This window comes from Paenimyroides marinum (assembly GCF_900108395.1).
Taxonomy (GTDB): Bacteria; Bacteroidota; Bacteroidia; order Flavobacteriales; family Flavobacteriaceae; genus Flavobacterium; species Flavobacterium marinum.
In genome coordinates this window covers 1-16,616 of the sequence record NZ_FNXE01000050.1, presented here as the reverse complement: position 1 = coordinate 16,616, position 16,616 = coordinate 1, and the positions used below count along the sequence as shown (strand labels likewise).

Sequence of the window (16,616 nt, the reverse complement as noted above, 5' to 3'; positions counted from 1 at the left end):
CAAGATTGGATTCAGTTAATGTACGAAGTAAAATAATCTAAACTCAAAAACGATGAAAAAGCTTATATATATAATTATTTTGATGGCTTCTTTGAATATATATGCTCAAAACGCTATAGAAACAGATGAATTATTTTTAAAATATGAACAAGAATACCTGAAAGCCGTTAGTTCTGAAGATGGACGCAATTACGAACTTGCCAATAAAAATTTTAATTCTAAGTTTAATGATTATAAACAAAGGAATAAATTTCAAAAAAGTAAGGATAAAGAACGTTGGTTAAGTAAGAATTTTTCTAAAACTGAGTTTAGTTCTGCAGATGAAGCATTACAAACATATAAAGATATGGTTGAATTAAGTACTTTAATTAAAGATAGAAATAATGCTATTCAGGAGATCCGAAATGAACTTTTGAAAAAATATGATGAAACCCTTATATGGGAAACATTACAAGCCAGGCTTAAAGCTAGAAAGTAGAATAAAAAAGTTGTCCGGAAAGGGCAAGGCCACTGAAAAAGTCTTTTGATGAAGGAAATAGGAGGATGCAATGAAAACAAATAGAATTTATTCTATTGATTTTCAATATTATAACAAGCTAAAAAAGAGCATTTTTACTGTAAAAATGCTCTTTTTTTTGATATGAGTATAGTTTTTCAGTGCCCTCGGAAAGGGCAGCTTTTTTTATTCTTCATGTGCATCATTTTCACCGTATTCCGGATATAGAAAATTATTGTATGGAAAACGGCTTATGTGAATTTTTCTAACGGCTTCATAAACCTTTTGGCGCAATTCTTCAAAATTCTTCTTTTCGGTTGCCGAAATAAAGACACTGTTGTTTTCGCCCACTTTACTCATCCATGTTTTTTTCCACTCTTCAATAGAATAATGCTTAGAAGTGCGTTCGGTTATTAAATCCTCTTCATCAAATTTTTCAGCTTTGTAGGCATCAATCTTGTTAAAAACCATGATGGTAGATTTATCATCACTTTTAATATCTTTAAGAATTTGATTGACTGATTCAATGTGATCTTCGAAATCGGGATGTGAAATATCTACAATATGTAATAGTAAATCGGCCTCCCGAACTTCATCTAATGTAGATTTAAAAGATTCAACCAGCTGCGTAGGCAATTTTCTGATAAAACCAACAGTATCTGACAATAAAAAAGGGAGGTTTTTAATAACCACTTTCCGAACAGTTGTGTCTAGGGTAGCAAACAGTTTGTTTTCAACAAAAACTTCGCTCTTACCAAGAGCATTCATTAAGGTAGATTTTCCAACATTGGTATATCCTACTAATGCAACGCGAACCATTGCTCCACGATTACTACGCTGTACAGACATTTGTTTGTCAATTGTACGGATTTTTTCTTTTAGTAAAGCAATGCGGTCACGTACAATACGGCGGTCGGTTTCAATTTCTGTTTCTCCGGGACCACGCATACCAATACCACCTCGTTGACGTTCTAAGTGTGTCCACATACCGGTTAGTCGCGGTAGTAAGTATTGAAACTGGGCCAATTCAACTTGTGTACGGGCATATGATGTTTGTGCCCGTTGAGCAAAAATATCTAAAATTAAATTGGTCCGGTCTAATACTTTGCAGTCAAGTTGTTTCGATAAATTTTTTTGCTGGGCAGGTGAAAGCTCGTCGTCAAAAATAACCGTGTCAATTTTATTTTCTGCAATATAAAGTTCAATCTCTTCTAATTTACCCGTGCCTACAAATGTTTTAGGGTTAGGTTTATCCATTTTTTGGGTAAATCTTTTTATAACTTCGCCACCTGCCGTCTGTGTAAGGAACTCTAATTCATCCAGATATTCCTGCAATTTTTCTTCGGATTGCTGCTGCGTTATAATACCTACTAAAACGGCTTTTTCGTATATTATCTCTTCTTTTTCTATCATTTAAATCAATTATATCTTTATAGCAAATTTATTAAATAGGTTTTAATAGATTACTGTAAAAACCCAACAGAATTGTTTTTTTTAAAAAATGAAAATTTTTTTTGATTATATTAAATTAATATTGTTATTTTAGTAATTTCTTAACAGAGGGTGATTTTATAGGTTTATTACCTTAGTTATGTTAGAAAAAAAATTAAAATTATCTTTGTAAAAATTGAAAACATAAATTTGTCCTTATGAAAATAAATAAAAGTATTGTTGCAGTGGTTTGTATTCTTCTGGGGAGTTTAAAGGGGTTCGCCCAGCAAGATCCTCAGTACACACAGTATATGTATAATCAGAGTATAATAAATCCTGCGTATGCTGGTATTAATGAATATATGTCAACTGGTATTTTATATCGATCGCAATGGCTGGGGATGGAAGATGCTCCAAAAACCGGAACAGTATTTTTACATACGCCGGTAGCAAAAAATTTAGGTGTTGGTGCTTCGTTTATTAATGATAATATTGGACCAGTATCAGAAAATACTGTAAACGTAGATGTGTCTTATACCATCCGCTTAGGACAAGGGCATAGTTTAGCTTTAGGTGTTAAAGGAAGTGTAAGTATGCTGGATATTGGTCTTTACAGTGATATTAACGGAACATTACCCGACAAAACAGATCCTATTTTCTCAGAAGACAGCAGTAGTACATTATTTAATGCAGGTGTAGGGGCATTTTATTTTACCAATAAATATTATGTAGGCTTTAGCGTTGCTAACCTATTGCAAAATGCATATTACGAAGAAGACAACCGGGCTTATGGTACCGATGTGGCACATATGTTCTTAACCGGAGGTTATGTGTTTGATTTAAACAGAGAGTGGAAGTTAAAACCATCTACTATGCTGAAAATGGCTGTTGAATCCCCTGTCTCTGTAGATTTTTCGCTTAATACATTATACGATGAAAAGTTAGAATTTGGTGTAACTTATCGTTTGCAAGATTCATTCGGAGCTATGGTAAATTATAAAATTACCCCAAAATTAAGAATCGGATACGCATATGATTATATAACTTCAGACCTTAATTATTCAACAAGTGGATCTCATGAAGTAATTGTTTTATTTGATATTTTCTATAAGAAAAAAGTTTCAAGTTCACCACGTTTCTTCTAATCTACTAAATATATATTATGAAAAAAATATACTTATCACTTTTACTGGCAGCCTCTTTATACACTGTACAAGCTCAAAATACAGCTTTTATAAGTACACCACAGGAACGCTTAAAGCATGCTGACGAATTATTTAAAAGATATGAATTTGTTGAAGCCGTAGAACACTATAAAAAATTAGTTCGTGGTGAAAAAACAGATAGTTATGTGGCATTACAACTTGCTGAAAGTTATTATCACTTATTTAATACTGTAGAATCTGCAAAATGGTATGCTAAAGCGGTAGAGTTGAACCCTAATCAAGATGCTGAGGTTTTTTACAAATATGCACAAATGCTAAAGGCAAGCGGACGATATGATAGTTCAAACAAAATCATGAAGAAGTTTGCCGATCTAAAACCTGAAGATTCGCGTGCTATCGACTTTATGCAAGACCCGGACTATATCCCGGCATTAAGAAGTCAGGAAGCTTTGTTTACTTTTGAAGACAGTAGAATGAACAATTCGCAATTTTCAGATTTTGGCGGTGTTTTAACTACAGATAATATTCTTTATTTTGCTTCGGCACGTGATGAATCTAAAAAGAAATACGGGTGGAATGATCAGCCTTTCCTTAACGTGTATGCAGCAACATATATTGCCGACGAAGAAAAGTTCAAAGACATTAAACCGGTTGATGAGTTAAACACCAAACATCACGACGGACCAACAACAATTACTGCCGACGGACAAACGATGTTTTTTGCAACAGAAAGTTTCCGTGGCGGAAAATATGAAAAAGACAAGAAAAACCGTTTAAAGAAAGGTAAAGTAAGTGTTTACCGGGCAAAATACAACGGAAAAAAATGGACAGACATTGAACCTCTTCCGTTCAATTCACCGGATTATATGGTAAGTAACCCTGCGGTTACACCTGATGGAAAAACGCTTTATTTTGCGTCTGATATGCCTGGAACGGTAGGGGATATGGATATTTGGAGAGTAGATTTGAACGAAGACGGAACTTATGGAACTCCGGAAAATATGGGAACCATTGTAAATACCGAAGGTCGTGAATCGTTCCCGTTTATTTCAGAAGATGGAAAATTGATCTTTGCTTCAAACGCTCATAAAGGATTTGGTGGTTTAGATTTATATATGTTCGATCTAACCGATCCAAATGCGAAAGTACGCAACATTGGTGATCCGATCAATACGGCAAAAGACGATTTCCATTTGTCTTATTATCCTGAAAAGGGAATAGGTTTTTTATCAACAAACCGCGTAGGTCGTGATGATATTTACAAAGTACGTCCGGTTTGTGTTACCGAAATGGTGATAACTGTAAAAGACCAAAAAACAGGTGCTATTTTAAAAGACGCTCAGGTAGCTATCTTAGATTACGACAAAAACATTATTGAAACCCGTTTTACTGACGATTATGGAATTGTACGTTATGATACCGATTGTAACAAGGTTTTTGCTTTACAAGTGGAAGCTGAAGGGTATGAAAGTAAAGATGTTGAGCTACAAAAATGGGGCAATGGTAAATATCCTATTGATGTGGAGTTAAGACCTATTGAAATGTTGATTAAAGATGATATTAAAATTATCTTAGGTGATATTTATTTCGAGTTCGATAAATACAATATCACTCAGCAAGGAGCGTTCGAATTGAACAAATTAGTACAGATCTTGCAACGTAACCCAACAATGAAAATCAAGATTGAATCGCATACCGATAATAAAGGAAGCGATGCTTACAACTTGAAATTATCTCAACAACGTGCTACTTCAACAATGCAGTATGTAATTTCTAAAGGAATTAGTCCGGCACGTTTAGAAGCACGTGGATACGGTGAAAGTCAACCAGCTGTAGATTGCGGAGAAGATTGTACACCAGAACAAGACGCAATTAACCGTCGTTCAGAATTTATTATTACTCAAAAATAAATCAGATAAATTATATTGAAAAGACCTCTAATATGAGGTCTTTTTTTATGGTCTATGATTTTGGCACAGTAGTTGATATTTAATGAATACAGAATTAAAACTAATAAAAAATGAAAATATTTAAATTCGCATTAATAGCAGCAGCCATACTAACCGCAAGTGTTGGTAATGCGCAGTACAACAGTAGTAATGCAACTGTTGTGGCACAGAATTACGATATTTCTGATAATCTTGATTTGCAGGCAGTGGCATCTATTTTTGGCGAATCCAGAGATTTAGAAGATTTTGAACGCCGATTAAATGACCCTTCAACACAGATATCGAATTTAGATTTAAATAATGATAATTATGTAGATTATTTACGTGTAGTAGAAGTAGGTGAGAGTGATGTTCGCGTAATTGTAATTCAGGCCGTTTTAGGTCAGGATATGTTTCAGGATGTAGCAACCATAGAAATAGAGCGTCAACGCAATAAAACCGTTCAGGTACAGATTGTGGGTAACTCATATATATACGGACCAAATTATATTTATGAACCGTATTATTATACCACTCCTGTGTTTTTCGATATGTTTTGGTTAGCAACGTACCGTCCGTATTATTCACCTTGGTATTGGGGATATTATCCAACATATTATTCTTATTGGAGACCCATGCCGGTTTTTAGATACCACAGCCACATCTATTCTCATATAGATCGCAGAAACAGATATTCTTATACAGATAACCGTCGTTTAGTCCGTGCCGACCGTATGTACAGCAATGTAAGAGGAAATTCATTAGAACGTCAAAAACCAAACCGTTCTTTTGCAAGCCGAAACGAAAATGTGACCAATCGTAGAGCATTGGAAACAAGCAGAGGAACTTCACGTTCTAACACCTTGCAAACAACCAATCGTGTACGGACCACAGGTACAAGAGATAAAGCCATTCAAAACAGCCGTGTTAATAACTCAAACAAAACTTCAACCATAAATTCAGGAAGACAACGAGTATCGACCGAAGAGTTTTCAAGAAGTCGTTCAAACGTAAATTCGAATGTAAACCGTTCAACAATTCAAACATCAAGAAATTCAAATTCACGATTAAACTCGTCAACGAACAGCAGAACTATTTCACCGTCTAATTCAAGAATTGAACGTTCGTCAAAAATATCTTCGCAACCAAGCAGAAGTATTAGTCAACCAAGCAGTTCGCGGTCTTCTTCATCAAATATTTCAAGAAGTTCAGCTCCAACAATGAGCCGTAGCTCTGCACCAACTATGAGTAGAAGTTCGGCACCTTCAATGAGCAGAAGCAGTGGCTCAATGAGCAGTGGAAGAAGTTCGTCTGGAAGTGGAATGAGCCGTAGTAGATAAAATCAAATCAAATAAATAAAAATAGAAAAACAGGTGTTACACCTGTTTTTCTATTTTAACAAAACCCCTCTTAAATCAGTTCCGGGAATGTCGCTTAATGCTTTTTTGTTGATGGTGTTGGTTTTAAAAACAAATTTTTTGTCGAACAATTTGCCGTTTAAAAAATACGTAACTGCAAATTCATTATTTAATTGTAATACGTTGTTTTCTAACAATTCTATTTTTGTTTGGCTGTTGGCAGAAATTTTATCAAAGGCGTGGCGAAATGTACCTGTTTTACGCTGTTCGTTATCAATTATTCCGTAAGCACGCGAAACGGCTAAAACCATTTCTAAATCTTCATTGGTCTGGTTTATCAGGTAAACATACCAACTTTCTTCTTGAAAATCATCGTTCCACTGTGGAATGGCAGCTAAAAAAACATTTTCCGATTTTGGAAACTCAATATCCTTTTTCATTTTTAAAAAATTAAAGCAACAAAGTTAAAGCAAATTTTTATTTGTTTTCGGGTCAAATAATCAAATAAAAAGTTGTTAAGTAATATTATAATTGATATATTCGGAGAAAGTTTTTTCATAATTTATAGTATTTGGTTAGATGAATGATTAGCAGAGATGCTATGAGAAAAAATCGCTCTAATTTTAGAGCGATTTTTTTAAGTTTAGTTTTATTATGAAAAATAAAATCTGTTTTCTTATTTTTACACATTAAAGTACAGTATATTAAGTTTTTTCGGTAATTATATATACGAAAAACTGTATTTTTCAGTTATTTAAAAAAATCATTCTATTGAAAACTGTTTTCTCTAAATACGCTTTTGTTTTGTTAATGCTGTTTATAGCAGTGGCTTGTTCTACTGAAAAAGCCGGTTTTATGAACAAAAAATTCCATGCTACAAATACCAAATACAATGTGCTTTATAACGGTACCACAGCTTATGATCGGGGGATAATGGAATTAAAAAAGAAATATGTCGATGATTTTTCTGACATCATAACTCTTGAGCCGATTCAAAAAGATGAAAAAGCATTGATTATTACAGGAGAAACAGAAAAAAATCCGCATTTTCAACGGGCCGAAGATAAAGCGGTAAAAGCAGCACAGAAACATTCTATAAATGTTGCCGGGAAAGAGCACAACCCGCAAATGGACGAAGCTTATATGCTTTTGGGTAAGGCACGTTATCAGGATTTACGGTTTGTGCCGGCAATTGAAGCCTTTAACTACATCATTTTAAAATATCCCGATAGTGATTTGTTCTACGATGCTTTGGTTTGGAAAGAAAAAACAAACTTAAAATTAGAATATTACGGTTTGGCAATCCAAAATCTTAAAAAGATATTCAAAGACAGCGAAGAGGCAATGAAAAAGCAAACCAAAGCCGATGCTTATGCCACATTGGCTCAAGGATACATTCATTTAGAACATTTAGATTCTGCTAAAATTCCATTGCAGCAAGCAATCGATTTAACAAGTGATACCGACGAAAAAGCCCGATATACTTATATTCTGGGACAATTAAACAGCAAAACCGGTCAGAAATCCGATGCAGTTAAAAACTTTCAGGATGTTATAGATTACAACAGAAGAATTTCACGTGCATTGGTGATTAATGCCCATGCCGAAAAATTTGCCAATCAGGATATAAATGCAATTGATACTACTGCTTTTGTACGCCAATACTTATCGCTGTTAAACGACCGGGAGAACCGTGCGTATTCTGATATTATTTTCCACCAATTAGGAGTAATGCACGAATCTTATGGTTTAAGCGATCGTGCCATTAAAGATTACAATATGTCGTTAAAGACCAATAAAAATAACGAATACATTAAAGTATCAAACTATAACAAGCTGGCAAATATTTATTATCAGAAAAAACAGTTTGAAACTGCCGGAATGTATTACGATTCCACAATGGTTTATATGAACCCAATGTCGCGCGAATATGTTCAGGTAAAACGTAAAAGAAATAATTTGGTTGATATTGTGCGGTACGAACAAATTGCCCGTAAAAACGACAGTATCCTGAATTTAGTAGGAAAAGACGCATCGCAACAAAGACAAGAAATAGAAAAATTAATTGAGAAATTAAAAGCAGAAGATGCCAAAGCACAGCAAGTAGCTTCACAGCAAAATCAACAAACAGCAGGTACGGTACCAACTGTGGGATCGTCATCAAACTTTTATTTTTACAATACCGCAACTGTTCAACAAGGTATAAATGATTTTAACAAAAAATGGGGCAATCGTCCGTTAACAGATAACTGGCGCTGGTCATCAATTGCGTCGGGTTCTGCGGCATCGGTTGTTTCAAATACCCAACAGGCAAACGATACGCTGAATAGCAATCAAACAGCATCAAACACTGCTGCTGAAGAGGCACGTTACAATGTTGATTTTTATCTGAAACAGATTCCAACCGATAGCCTTGAACTGAAGAATTTAAAAGTGGAACGCGATAATGCGTATTATCAATTGGGATTATTATACAGTGATCGTTTGGAAGAATATGAAGTAGCAGCCGGAAAATTAGAACATTTGTTGGCAATTGATCCTGAAGTAGGTCTGATTGAACCTGCAAAATACCATCTGTATAAAATCTATCTGAAAACAAATCCTGCAAAAGCTCAGGCTATGTTAGACGATTTAAAAACAAATCACCCAAATTCACGTTACACCCAAGTGGCTTTAAATCCAAATACGGCTGTTTCTGCCGAAGGTTCGCCGTTAGATGATTACAATAAAGTATATCGTTTATATGCAAATGGCGCATATTATGAAACGTTGCAGGAACTTGATGCAAAAATACCTGCGGTTATTGGCGATGGGATTGTAAGTAAATTTGAATTGCTAAAAGCAATGACCATTGGTAAATTACGCGGATTGACTAACTATCGCGAAGCATTGGAATACGTTGCCTTGACTTATCCAACTACAAAAGAAGGAAAAGAAGCAGAACGCATTATTGCCAAAGATTTACCTAAGTTGCAAAACATGACCTTTAAACGTGATTTGTCTAAAAACATAAAAATGGTTTACACGGCAAGTTATCCTTTAACAGAAGAAGGTCAGGCGTTAAAAGCAAAATTAGAGCAATATGCGAACGACCGCCGTCATACCGGTTTAATTTTTAGTGCCGATATGTATAATGATAATACCATTTTCTTTGTACTGCACGGAGTAAAATCGGGGAATATTGCAAAATCGGCGCAAATGTACCTTGAATTGGAATCGGAATACGGAATAAAATTGAATCCTGTATTGATAAGTACCGAAGATTACGCAGTGGTATTGATTAAGAAAAACTGGGAAGAATACATAAAAGAAGCCGGAAAATAAGATGCAGCCAAAAAAACCGGGTAATACAAGCAAATGGTTAATTTTTACATCGATTCCTTTTCAAATGGGCGTAACCATTTACTTGTTTTACAAATTGGGAAACTGGTTAGATAAAAAATATCTTATTGCGAATGAATGGGGCACAAAAAGTGTAACTTTGCTCGGAATTTTTGTGGCTTTGTATCAAGTCATCAGTCAGGTTAATAAATTAAATAAAAATGGGTAAAGCATTTCCGTATTTGGGTCAGTTGGTATTGTTGTCGTTAATTACCTTAGGGCTACACTTTTTGTATCATTCCATCACCAAAGAATTACCGTTATGGGACACGGCTCACATGCAGCTGTGGCAAATCTATGCCTTACAGTTTTTGCTGTCGGCTTTAGTAGTAATTGCTGTGGTGGGTATTGGTCATACCATGCCAAACAATTTAGGTTTTGTATTTTTAGGCTTTTTAACATTAAAAATCGCGGTAAATTATTTAATGCTGCGTCCGGTGCTGAATACCAGTGATGAAACCAGTTTTTTTAAATATAATTTTCTAATTGTTTTCTTTCTTTTTATGTTTTATGACGTCTATGTAACCTATCGTGTTTTAAATCAAACATATCCGTCTAAAAATAAATAGAGAAAAAAAGTTGAAATAGTTCTGTGCTGAACGGATAATTATTGTATTTTTGCACAAAATTTTTGAAACGTAAAAAATTTAACCACGGTATGGTGACGATTAAAAAATCACTTCAATTATTAACAGCGGCTTTATTTGCCTTGATGCCATTAGTGTCAAGTGCAGAAACTCCGGTTGTTTCGGCACATGATTCGTTGCAAACTGTTACTACAGAAACTGCACATGAAGTTCACGCTGAAGGGCAGCATGCTGAAGAAACAGATAAAGAGTTTGTCCACAATTTTACACAACACCACTTAATGGACGATCATTTTTATTCGTTTTATGCGGATAAAGAAGCACACAGACATTATGGGTTTGCTTTACCAGTTATTTTGATTGATAACGGACTAAAAGTGTTTATGTCTTCAGAAGATTTTGTGTATAACGGTAAAGTTGTAGAAAAAGACGGACAACATTATAAATACCACCACGGTAAAATTTATAAAACCAATGCCGAAGGAGATTTAAAATTAGATGAACATCATCACCCAACAGTTGAAAAACCTTTTGATGCATCAATCACCAAAAACGTAGCAGGTTTGTTGTTGGCAACGATCTTATTGTTTTTAGGATTTACCGCATTGGCAAGAACGTACAAATCATCTCCAAACAACCTGCCAAAAGGTCTTGGTCGTGCTTTAGAACCATTGGTTATTTACGTTCGCGATGAAATGGCACGTCCTAACATTGGCGATAAAAAATATAAAAAGTATATGCCGTATTTACTATCGGTTTTCTTTTTAATCTTTTTATTAAACTTATTAGGTTTAACACCGCTTGGTTTAAACGTAACCGGAAATATTTCGGTAACCGTTTGTTTAGCGATCTTTACCTTTTTATATGTTAATTTCAGCGGAAACGCAGATTACTGGAAACACATTTTCTGGATGCCGGGTGTACCGGTTCCAATGAAGATTGTATTAATGCCTATTGAAATTTTAGGTATGTTCACAAAACCATTCTCATTATTAATTCGTTTGTTTGCCAACATTACAGCAGGTCACTCGGTAGTAATGGGGTTAATTGCAGTGGCATTTTTAATGAAAGAAACATTATCAACGCCGGGGGCAGTAGGTGTATCGTTCTTGCTAACAACATTTTTAACTGTGTTAGAAATTTTAGTAGCATTCTTGCAAGCCTTTATCTTTACAATGTTATCATCGTTGTTTATTGGTTCGGCAGTTCAGGAACACGATCATCATTAAGATATAACGTATTTGAGTATTAAAATTTTGTTTAATTATATATAAATTCATTTATTATGACAATTCCAGGTTTAGTAGGAGCAGGTTTAATCGTTATCGGAGCTGGTATCGGTTTAGGTAAAATCGGTGGTTCTGCAATGGACGCTATCGCTCGTCAACCAGAAGCAGCAGGGAAAATCCAAACTGCAATGATTATCATTGGTGCATTATTAGAAGGTTTAGCATTCGGTGCTTTAATCTTAGGAAAATAATCACAAAAATTAAAGCAATATCTGTAACGGTTGGTTGCAGATATTGTTTAATTAAACAAAAATTAATTAGTATAAATTCATATTTTTTTAAGATACAATGGACAAATTAATTCACGATTTTAGTTGGGGTTTATTCTTTTGGCAAGCTATTATTTTATTGGTGATTATTTTCTTATTAGGAAAATTTGCCTGGAAACCAATCGTTAACGCGTTAGAAGCCCGTGAAGAAGGTATAGCAGATGCTTTAGCTGCAGCTGAAAACGCTAAAAGAGAATTAACCAACTTAAAAGCAGACAACGAAAAGTTGTTAGCTGAAGCTCGTGCAGAACGCGACGTAATGTTGAAGGAAGCCCGTGAAATGAAAGATAAAATGATTGCTGAAGCTAAAGAAGAAGCTCAGGCTGCAGGTGCACAAATGATTGCACAAGCACAAGCAACAATTCAAAGCGAGAAGAACGCAGCAGTTGCCGATATCAAAAATCAGGTATCTACCTTATCAATTGATATTGCTGAAAAATTGTTAAAAGGTCAGTTGGCTGATAAACAAGCACAAGAGCAATTGGTGGGATCATTATTAAACGATATTAAATTAAACTAATACTACGTTATGACGGGAACAAGAGCAGCGGTAAGATATGCTAAAGCAATTCTTGACGTGTCTAACGCAAAAGGAAATGCAGATGTGGTAAGCACCGATATGAAAAACATATCTGATGCTATTACACAAAGCAACGAGTTAAAGTTATTTTTAGAAAATCCAATCATTAAAGGATCTTCTAAGTTGGCTGCCTTAAACGAAATTTTTGCTTCGGCTAACGCAGATACTAAAAACTTATTTTCGGTTTTATTACAAAACAAGCGTTTAGATATTTTAGAAGCAATTGCCGCACAATTTGCCGTTTTATACGATGAATTAAAAGGAATTCAAGTAGCTTATGTAACAACAGCTACCCCTTTAACAGCAGCGTTAGAAACGCAAATATTAGCAAAAATCAAACAAATTTCTGATAAGGAAGTTACAATTGTAAACGAAGTAAATCCTGACATCATCGGCGGTTTTATCATTCGTTTAGGCGATATGCAGTTCAATGCCTCTATTGCAAACAAATTAAGTCAGTTAAAAAGAGAATTTAATAATTAAAATCACACACGTTTAACGTGATAAAATAGATAAAAATGGCAGAAATTAATCCTGCTGAAATTTCAGCAATTTTAAAGAAACAGTTATCTGGTTTTGGAACAGAAGCATCTGTAGAAGAAGTTGGTACCGTTTTAGAGATAGGAGATGGTATTGCACGTGTTCACGGATTAGCAAACGCACAGTATGGTGAGTTGGTTCAGTTCGAAAACGGATTAGAAGCAATGGTACAAAACTTAGAGGAAGATAACGTTGGTATCGTTTTGTTCGGTCCTTCTACTGGAGTTAGCGAGGGTTCTATTGTAAAAAGAACAGGTCGTATTGCCTCAATCAAAGTAGGTGAAGGAATGTTAGGACGTGTGGTTGATACTTTAGGTAACCCAATCGATGGTAAAGGTCCTGTCTCTGGTGAGTTATACGAAATGCCAATTGAGCGTAAAGCACCGGGAGTTATTTTCCGTCAGCCGGTAACCGAGCCAATGCAGACAGGTATCAAAGCTATTGATGCAATGATTCCGGTAGGTCGCGGGCAACGTGAGTTGGTTATTGGTGACCGTCAAACAGGTAAAACAACCGTTTGTATCGATACGATTTTAAATCAAAAAGAGTTTTACGATGCCGGAAAACCGGTTTATTGTATCTATGTTGCCGTAGGTCAAAAAGCATCTACTGTAGCTAATATTGCAAAAACCTTAGAAGAAAAAGGAGCAATGGCTTATTCAATCATTGTTGCTGCAAACGCTTCTGACCCTGCACCAATGCAAGTGTACGCTCCAATGGCGGGTGCTGCAATTGGTGAATATTTCCGTGACACAGGTCGCCCTGCATTAATTGTTTATGATGATTTATCTAAACAAGCGGTGGCTTACCGTGAAATGTCATTGATCTTACGTCGTCCACCAGGTCGTGAGGCATATCCTGGTGACGTTTTCTATCTTCACTCTCGTTTATTAGAGCGTGCGGCTAAAGTAATCGCAGATGATGAGATTGCAAAAACAATGAACGATTTACCAGAATCATTAAAGCCAATCGTTAAAGGTGGCGGTTCATTAACTGCTTTACCAATTATCGAAACACAGGCTGGTGACGTTTCTGCATATATCCCAACCAACGTAATTTCGATTACAGACGGACAGATTTTCTTAGAGTCTGACTTGTTCAACTCTGGTGTACGTCCGGCAATCAACGTGGGTATTTCGGTATCTCGTGTAGGTGGTAATGCACAAATCAAATCAATGAAAAAAGTTGCCGGCACATTGAAATTAGACCAGGCACAATTCCGTGAGTTAGAAGCTTTCGCGAAATTTGGTTCTGATTTGGATGCGGCTACAATGAACGTAATCGAGAAAGGTAAGCGTAACGTAGAAATCTTAAAACAAACAGTTAACGATCCTTATACCGTAGAAGATCAAATTGCGATTATCTATGCAGGTTCTAAAAACTTATTGCGCAATGTTCCTGTAGAAAAAGTAAAAGAATTTGAAAAAGAATTTTTACAAGTATTGAATTTATCGCACCGTGATACATTGAATGCCTTGAAATCAGGAAACTTGTCTGACGAAGTTACAGCTACATTAGAAAAAGTAGCAAAAGAAGTATCGTCTAAATACTAATTTTAAAAGTATATTGTATATTGTAAAATGTATCAAGCTAATTTTAGATGCCTTTACAATATACAATTTTACAATATACATTTTAAAAAATGGCAAACTTAAAAGAAATACGTAACAGAATCAATTCGGTATCATCTACCATGCAGATTACTTCTGCCATGAAGATGGTTTCTGCGGCAAAATTAAAGAAAGCGCAAGATGCTATTACAGCAATGCGTCCGTATGCAGAGAAATTAACCGAATTAATTCAGAACATCAGTTCAACACTGGAAGGCGATGCAGCAGGTGTTTATGCCGAACAACGCGAAGTAAACAACGTTTTATTGGTTGTGGTTACATCAAACCGTGGTTTGTGTGGTGCTTTTAATGCAAATGTGATTAAAGCAACACGTACGCTGATTGATACAACGTATGCGGGTAAAAATGTTGATGTATTGACAATTGGTAAAAAAGGTTACGATATTGTTGGTAAAACAGAAACTGTTTTAGCTAACCGCAGTGATTTGTTCGATGCTTTAACGTTTGTGAATGTGGAAGCAGTTGCACAGCAAATTATGGACGCTTTTATTGAAGGTACTTACGATAAAGTAGAATTGGTTTACAATCAGTTTAAAAACGCTGCCACGCAAATTGTACAAACAGAGCAGTTTTTGCCGTTAAAACCAATCGAAAAAACTTCAAATGCATCGGTAGATTATATTTATGAGCCTTCTAAAGAAGAAATCATTTTAAATTTAATCCCAACATCGTTAAAAACGCAGTTGTACAAAGCAGTGTTAGACTCTAATGCGGCTGAGCACGGGGCACGTATGACGGCTATGCACAAAGCAACCGACAATGCGAAAGATTTACGCGATCAGTTAAAATTAACGTATAATAAAGCACGTCAGGCTGCTATTACAAACGAAATCTTAGAAATCGTTGGTGGAGCCGAAGCATTGAATAATTAACACGTTTTTTTAAAACATATTTTAAAAACCTTTATCTTAGTTGGTAAAGGTTTTTTTAATTGATTTTTAATTAAGTTATTTCTATTAGGTCTAAAAAATATATTTGTAGAAAGTATATAAATTAAATTTAACAAAAAAAATTGTTTTGTATTATTATTATTATTGAGCAATTAATTTAAATTCTTAATGAAAATGAAAAAAAATTTAATGCTTTGCTCGATTGCTTTTTTAGCTGCATGCACTAATGAACCTTCAGAGGGTGTTGGGGTATTTAACAACAGTAATGAAGTCTCTACAAATCAATTGAAATCAGTAAATTCTGATTATCAACCTACAATTGATGATAGTATTGATCAACTATTTTATGATTATGTCAATTCTAATTTATTTATTAATACGACTATAGCTCAAAATGAATTAAATGCGAAATTACGCTTTAATGGGGATTATGATGATATTGATACTTATTATAAATTAACTACTTGGGTAGCTTCTAACCTTGATTCAACTGAATTTTCAGATTACGACGAAGCTATTTTAGAAATTAATACTGTACTAAATTTAGTAGGTCAAAAATACGAAGAATTTCCAGAAGTTTTTAGTTATATTGAAGATGCTCCTATTTCACAGGTAAAAGTTCGTGTTGAAAAATGGTTATTCCCCGAAAATACGACTACTACCACAGGTCCTTGTGAATACACTTTTGGTACTTGTAAAGATGGTGTGTCAGATAAGTATGTTACCACTTTAAAAGAATTAAAAGATAGTGAGGATGGAATAGAAAAATATAATGGAGCTAATAATGCAGAAAATGAATATAATAAGGGTATGAATAAATGCAAGGATGATTATAAAAAATCACTACTAAACGGGCAATCTTTCAAATAGGGCAAAATTAGTTGCTAATCTATTGAATATCAATACATCTTTTTAGTTTCCCCAAAACCCACCTCCCCCTTATTTTAGAACAAAGAAGTCTGAAGGCAGGGTGATTTATTTCGCTTTTTTCGTTTTTGGTATGTCCTTCGGCTATTTTGCACCATCCAAAACACATCAACGTGGCTGATCAGGTGTATTCTGACCAATGC

16 protein-coding genes are annotated in these 16,616 nt (G+C 34.9%); 14 read left to right on the top strand and 2 right to left on the bottom strand.

Annotation, left to right across the window (positions count from 1 at the left end):
* The first annotated feature begins 52 nt into the window (after positions 1–52).
* Positions 53–478 carry a hypothetical protein gene (locus tag BLW20_RS12890; protein ID WP_143037803.1) on the top strand — a complete coding sequence of 142 codons (426 nt, stop codon included), beginning with the start codon at positions 53–55 and terminating at the stop codon, positions 476–478.
* A gap of 204 nt (positions 479–682) precedes the next feature.
* Here BLW20_RS12890 and hflX read toward each other — a convergent pair whose 3' ends face one another.
* Positions 683–1,909, bottom strand: coding sequence for a GTPase HflX (hflX, locus tag BLW20_RS12885; protein WP_091101966.1), 1,227 nt, complete (start codon positions 1,907–1,909; stop codon positions 683–685).
* Between the two features lie 236 nt (positions 1,910–2,145).
* On the opposite strand from hflX, the gene BLW20_RS12880 reads away from it, so the two are divergent.
* The 3 genes from BLW20_RS12880 (at position 2,146) to BLW20_RS12870 (ending at position 6,361) form a co-directional block, all read left to right on the top strand.
* Complete coding sequence (locus BLW20_RS12880) at positions 2,146–3,072, top strand: PorP/SprF family type IX secretion system membrane protein (protein ID WP_091101963.1); 927 nt, start codon at positions 2,146–2,148, stop codon at positions 3,070–3,072.
* Positions 3,073–3,089: 17 nt separating this feature from the next.
* Positions 3,090–5,003, top strand: a complete 1,914-nt coding sequence (locus tag BLW20_RS12875; RefSeq protein ID WP_091101960.1) for an OmpA family protein — start codon at positions 3,090–3,092, stop codon at positions 5,001–5,003.
* A 110-nt stretch (positions 5,004–5,113) separates the two neighbouring features.
* Positions 5,114–6,361, top strand: coding sequence for a hypothetical protein (locus tag BLW20_RS12870; protein ID WP_091101957.1), 1,248 nt, complete (start codon positions 5,114–5,116; stop codon positions 6,359–6,361).
* A gap of 50 nt (positions 6,362–6,411) precedes the next feature.
* Here BLW20_RS12870 and BLW20_RS12865 read toward each other — a convergent pair whose 3' ends face one another.
* Positions 6,412–6,819, bottom strand: coding sequence for a hypothetical protein (locus BLW20_RS12865; protein WP_091101953.1), 408 nt, complete (start codon positions 6,817–6,819; stop codon positions 6,412–6,414).
* Between the two features lie 331 nt (positions 6,820–7,150).
* Here BLW20_RS12865 and porW point away from each other — a divergent pair, with 331 nt between their 5' ends.
* The 10 genes from porW to BLW20_RS12815 all read left to right on the top strand — a co-directional run bounded on the left by porW (position 7,151) and on the right by BLW20_RS12815 (position 16,416).
* On the top strand, positions 7,151–9,703 hold the full coding sequence (gene porW, locus BLW20_RS12860; protein WP_143037802.1) for a type IX secretion system periplasmic lipoprotein PorW/SprE: 2,553 nt from the start codon (positions 7,151–7,153) through the stop codon (positions 9,701–9,703).
* A 1-nt stretch (position 9,704) separates the two neighbouring features.
* Positions 9,705–9,929: an AtpZ/AtpI family protein gene (locus BLW20_RS12855; protein ID WP_091101946.1), complete on the top strand. Its 225-nt coding sequence runs from the start codon at positions 9,705–9,707 to the stop codon at positions 9,927–9,929.
* Complete coding sequence (locus BLW20_RS12850; protein WP_091101943.1) at positions 9,922–10,329, top strand: hypothetical protein; 408 nt, start codon at positions 9,922–9,924, stop codon at positions 10,327–10,329. Before BLW20_RS12855 ends, BLW20_RS12850 begins: the two co-directional genes overlap by 8 nt.
* A gap of 89 nt (positions 10,330–10,418) precedes the next feature.
* The gene (gene atpB / locus BLW20_RS12845; RefSeq protein ID WP_091101972.1) at positions 10,419–11,576 is read left to right on the top strand and encodes a F0F1 ATP synthase subunit A; all 1,158 of its coding nucleotides are present in this window, start codon (positions 10,419–10,421) and stop codon (positions 11,574–11,576) included.
* A 56-nt stretch (positions 11,577–11,632) separates the two neighbouring features.
* Complete coding sequence (locus BLW20_RS12840) at positions 11,633–11,827, top strand: ATP synthase F0 subunit C (RefSeq protein ID WP_091101938.1); 195 nt, start codon at positions 11,633–11,635, stop codon at positions 11,825–11,827.
* Positions 11,828–11,924: 97 nt separating this feature from the next.
* Positions 11,925–12,425, top strand: a complete 501-nt coding sequence (locus BLW20_RS12835) for a F0F1 ATP synthase subunit B (RefSeq protein ID WP_091101934.1) — start codon at positions 11,925–11,927, stop codon at positions 12,423–12,425.
* 9 nt (positions 12,426–12,434) lie between these two features.
* Complete coding sequence (gene atpH, locus BLW20_RS12830) at positions 12,435–12,968, top strand: ATP synthase F1 subunit delta (RefSeq protein WP_091101931.1); 534 nt, start codon at positions 12,435–12,437, stop codon at positions 12,966–12,968.
* A gap of 35 nt (positions 12,969–13,003) precedes the next feature.
* Positions 13,004–14,578, top strand: coding sequence for a F0F1 ATP synthase subunit alpha (atpA, locus tag BLW20_RS12825; RefSeq protein WP_091101927.1), 1,575 nt, complete (start codon positions 13,004–13,006; stop codon positions 14,576–14,578).
* An 89-nt stretch (positions 14,579–14,667) separates the two neighbouring features.
* On the top strand, positions 14,668–15,528 hold the full coding sequence (gene atpG, locus BLW20_RS12820) for an ATP synthase F1 subunit gamma (protein ID WP_091101924.1): 861 nt from the start codon (positions 14,668–14,670) through the stop codon (positions 15,526–15,528).
* Between the two features lie 192 nt (positions 15,529–15,720).
* A complete protein-coding gene (locus BLW20_RS12815) occupies positions 15,721–16,416 on the top strand; it encodes a hypothetical protein (protein ID WP_143037801.1) in 696 nt (231 codons plus the stop codon).
* The last annotated feature ends 200 nt before the right edge of the window (positions 16,417–16,616 follow it).

What these genes read in the sequence shown, in the direction of transcription:
- BLW20_RS12890 (WP_143037803.1), top strand. Translation starts at nt 53, where the DNA reads ATGAAAAAGCTTATATATATAATTATTTTGATGGCTTCTTTGAATATA.
- hflX (WP_091101966.1), bottom strand. Translation starts at nt 1,909, where the DNA reads ATGATAGAAAAAGAAGAGATAATATACGAAAAAGCCGTTTTAGTAGGT.
- BLW20_RS12880 (WP_091101963.1), top strand. Translation starts at nt 2,146, where the DNA reads ATGAAAATAAATAAAAGTATTGTTGCAGTGGTTTGTATTCTTCTGGGG.
- BLW20_RS12875 (WP_091101960.1), top strand. Translation starts at nt 3,090, where the DNA reads ATGAAAAAAATATACTTATCACTTTTACTGGCAGCCTCTTTATACACT.
- BLW20_RS12870 (WP_091101957.1), top strand. Translation starts at nt 5,114, where the DNA reads ATGAAAATATTTAAATTCGCATTAATAGCAGCAGCCATACTAACCGCA.
- BLW20_RS12865 (WP_091101953.1), bottom strand. Translation starts at nt 6,819, where the DNA reads ATGAAAAAGGATATTGAGTTTCCAAAATCGGAAAATGTTTTTTTAGCT.
- BLW20_RS12855 (WP_091101946.1), top strand. Translation starts at nt 9,705, where the DNA reads ATGCAGCCAAAAAAACCGGGTAATACAAGCAAATGGTTAATTTTTACA.
- BLW20_RS12850 (WP_091101943.1), top strand. Translation starts at nt 9,922, where the DNA reads ATGGGTAAAGCATTTCCGTATTTGGGTCAGTTGGTATTGTTGTCGTTA.
- atpB (WP_091101972.1), top strand. Translation starts at nt 10,419, where the DNA reads ATGGTGACGATTAAAAAATCACTTCAATTATTAACAGCGGCTTTATTT.
- BLW20_RS12840 (WP_091101938.1), top strand. Translation starts at nt 11,633, where the DNA reads ATGACAATTCCAGGTTTAGTAGGAGCAGGTTTAATCGTTATCGGAGCT.
- BLW20_RS12835 (WP_091101934.1), top strand. Translation starts at nt 11,925, where the DNA reads ATGGACAAATTAATTCACGATTTTAGTTGGGGTTTATTCTTTTGGCAA.
- atpH (WP_091101931.1), top strand. Translation starts at nt 12,435, where the DNA reads ATGACGGGAACAAGAGCAGCGGTAAGATATGCTAAAGCAATTCTTGAC.
- atpA (WP_091101927.1), top strand. Translation starts at nt 13,004, where the DNA reads ATGGCAGAAATTAATCCTGCTGAAATTTCAGCAATTTTAAAGAAACAG.
- atpG (WP_091101924.1), top strand. Translation starts at nt 14,668, where the DNA reads ATGGCAAACTTAAAAGAAATACGTAACAGAATCAATTCGGTATCATCT.
- BLW20_RS12815 (WP_143037801.1), top strand. Translation starts at nt 15,721, where the DNA reads ATGAAAAAAAATTTAATGCTTTGCTCGATTGCTTTTTTAGCTGCATGC.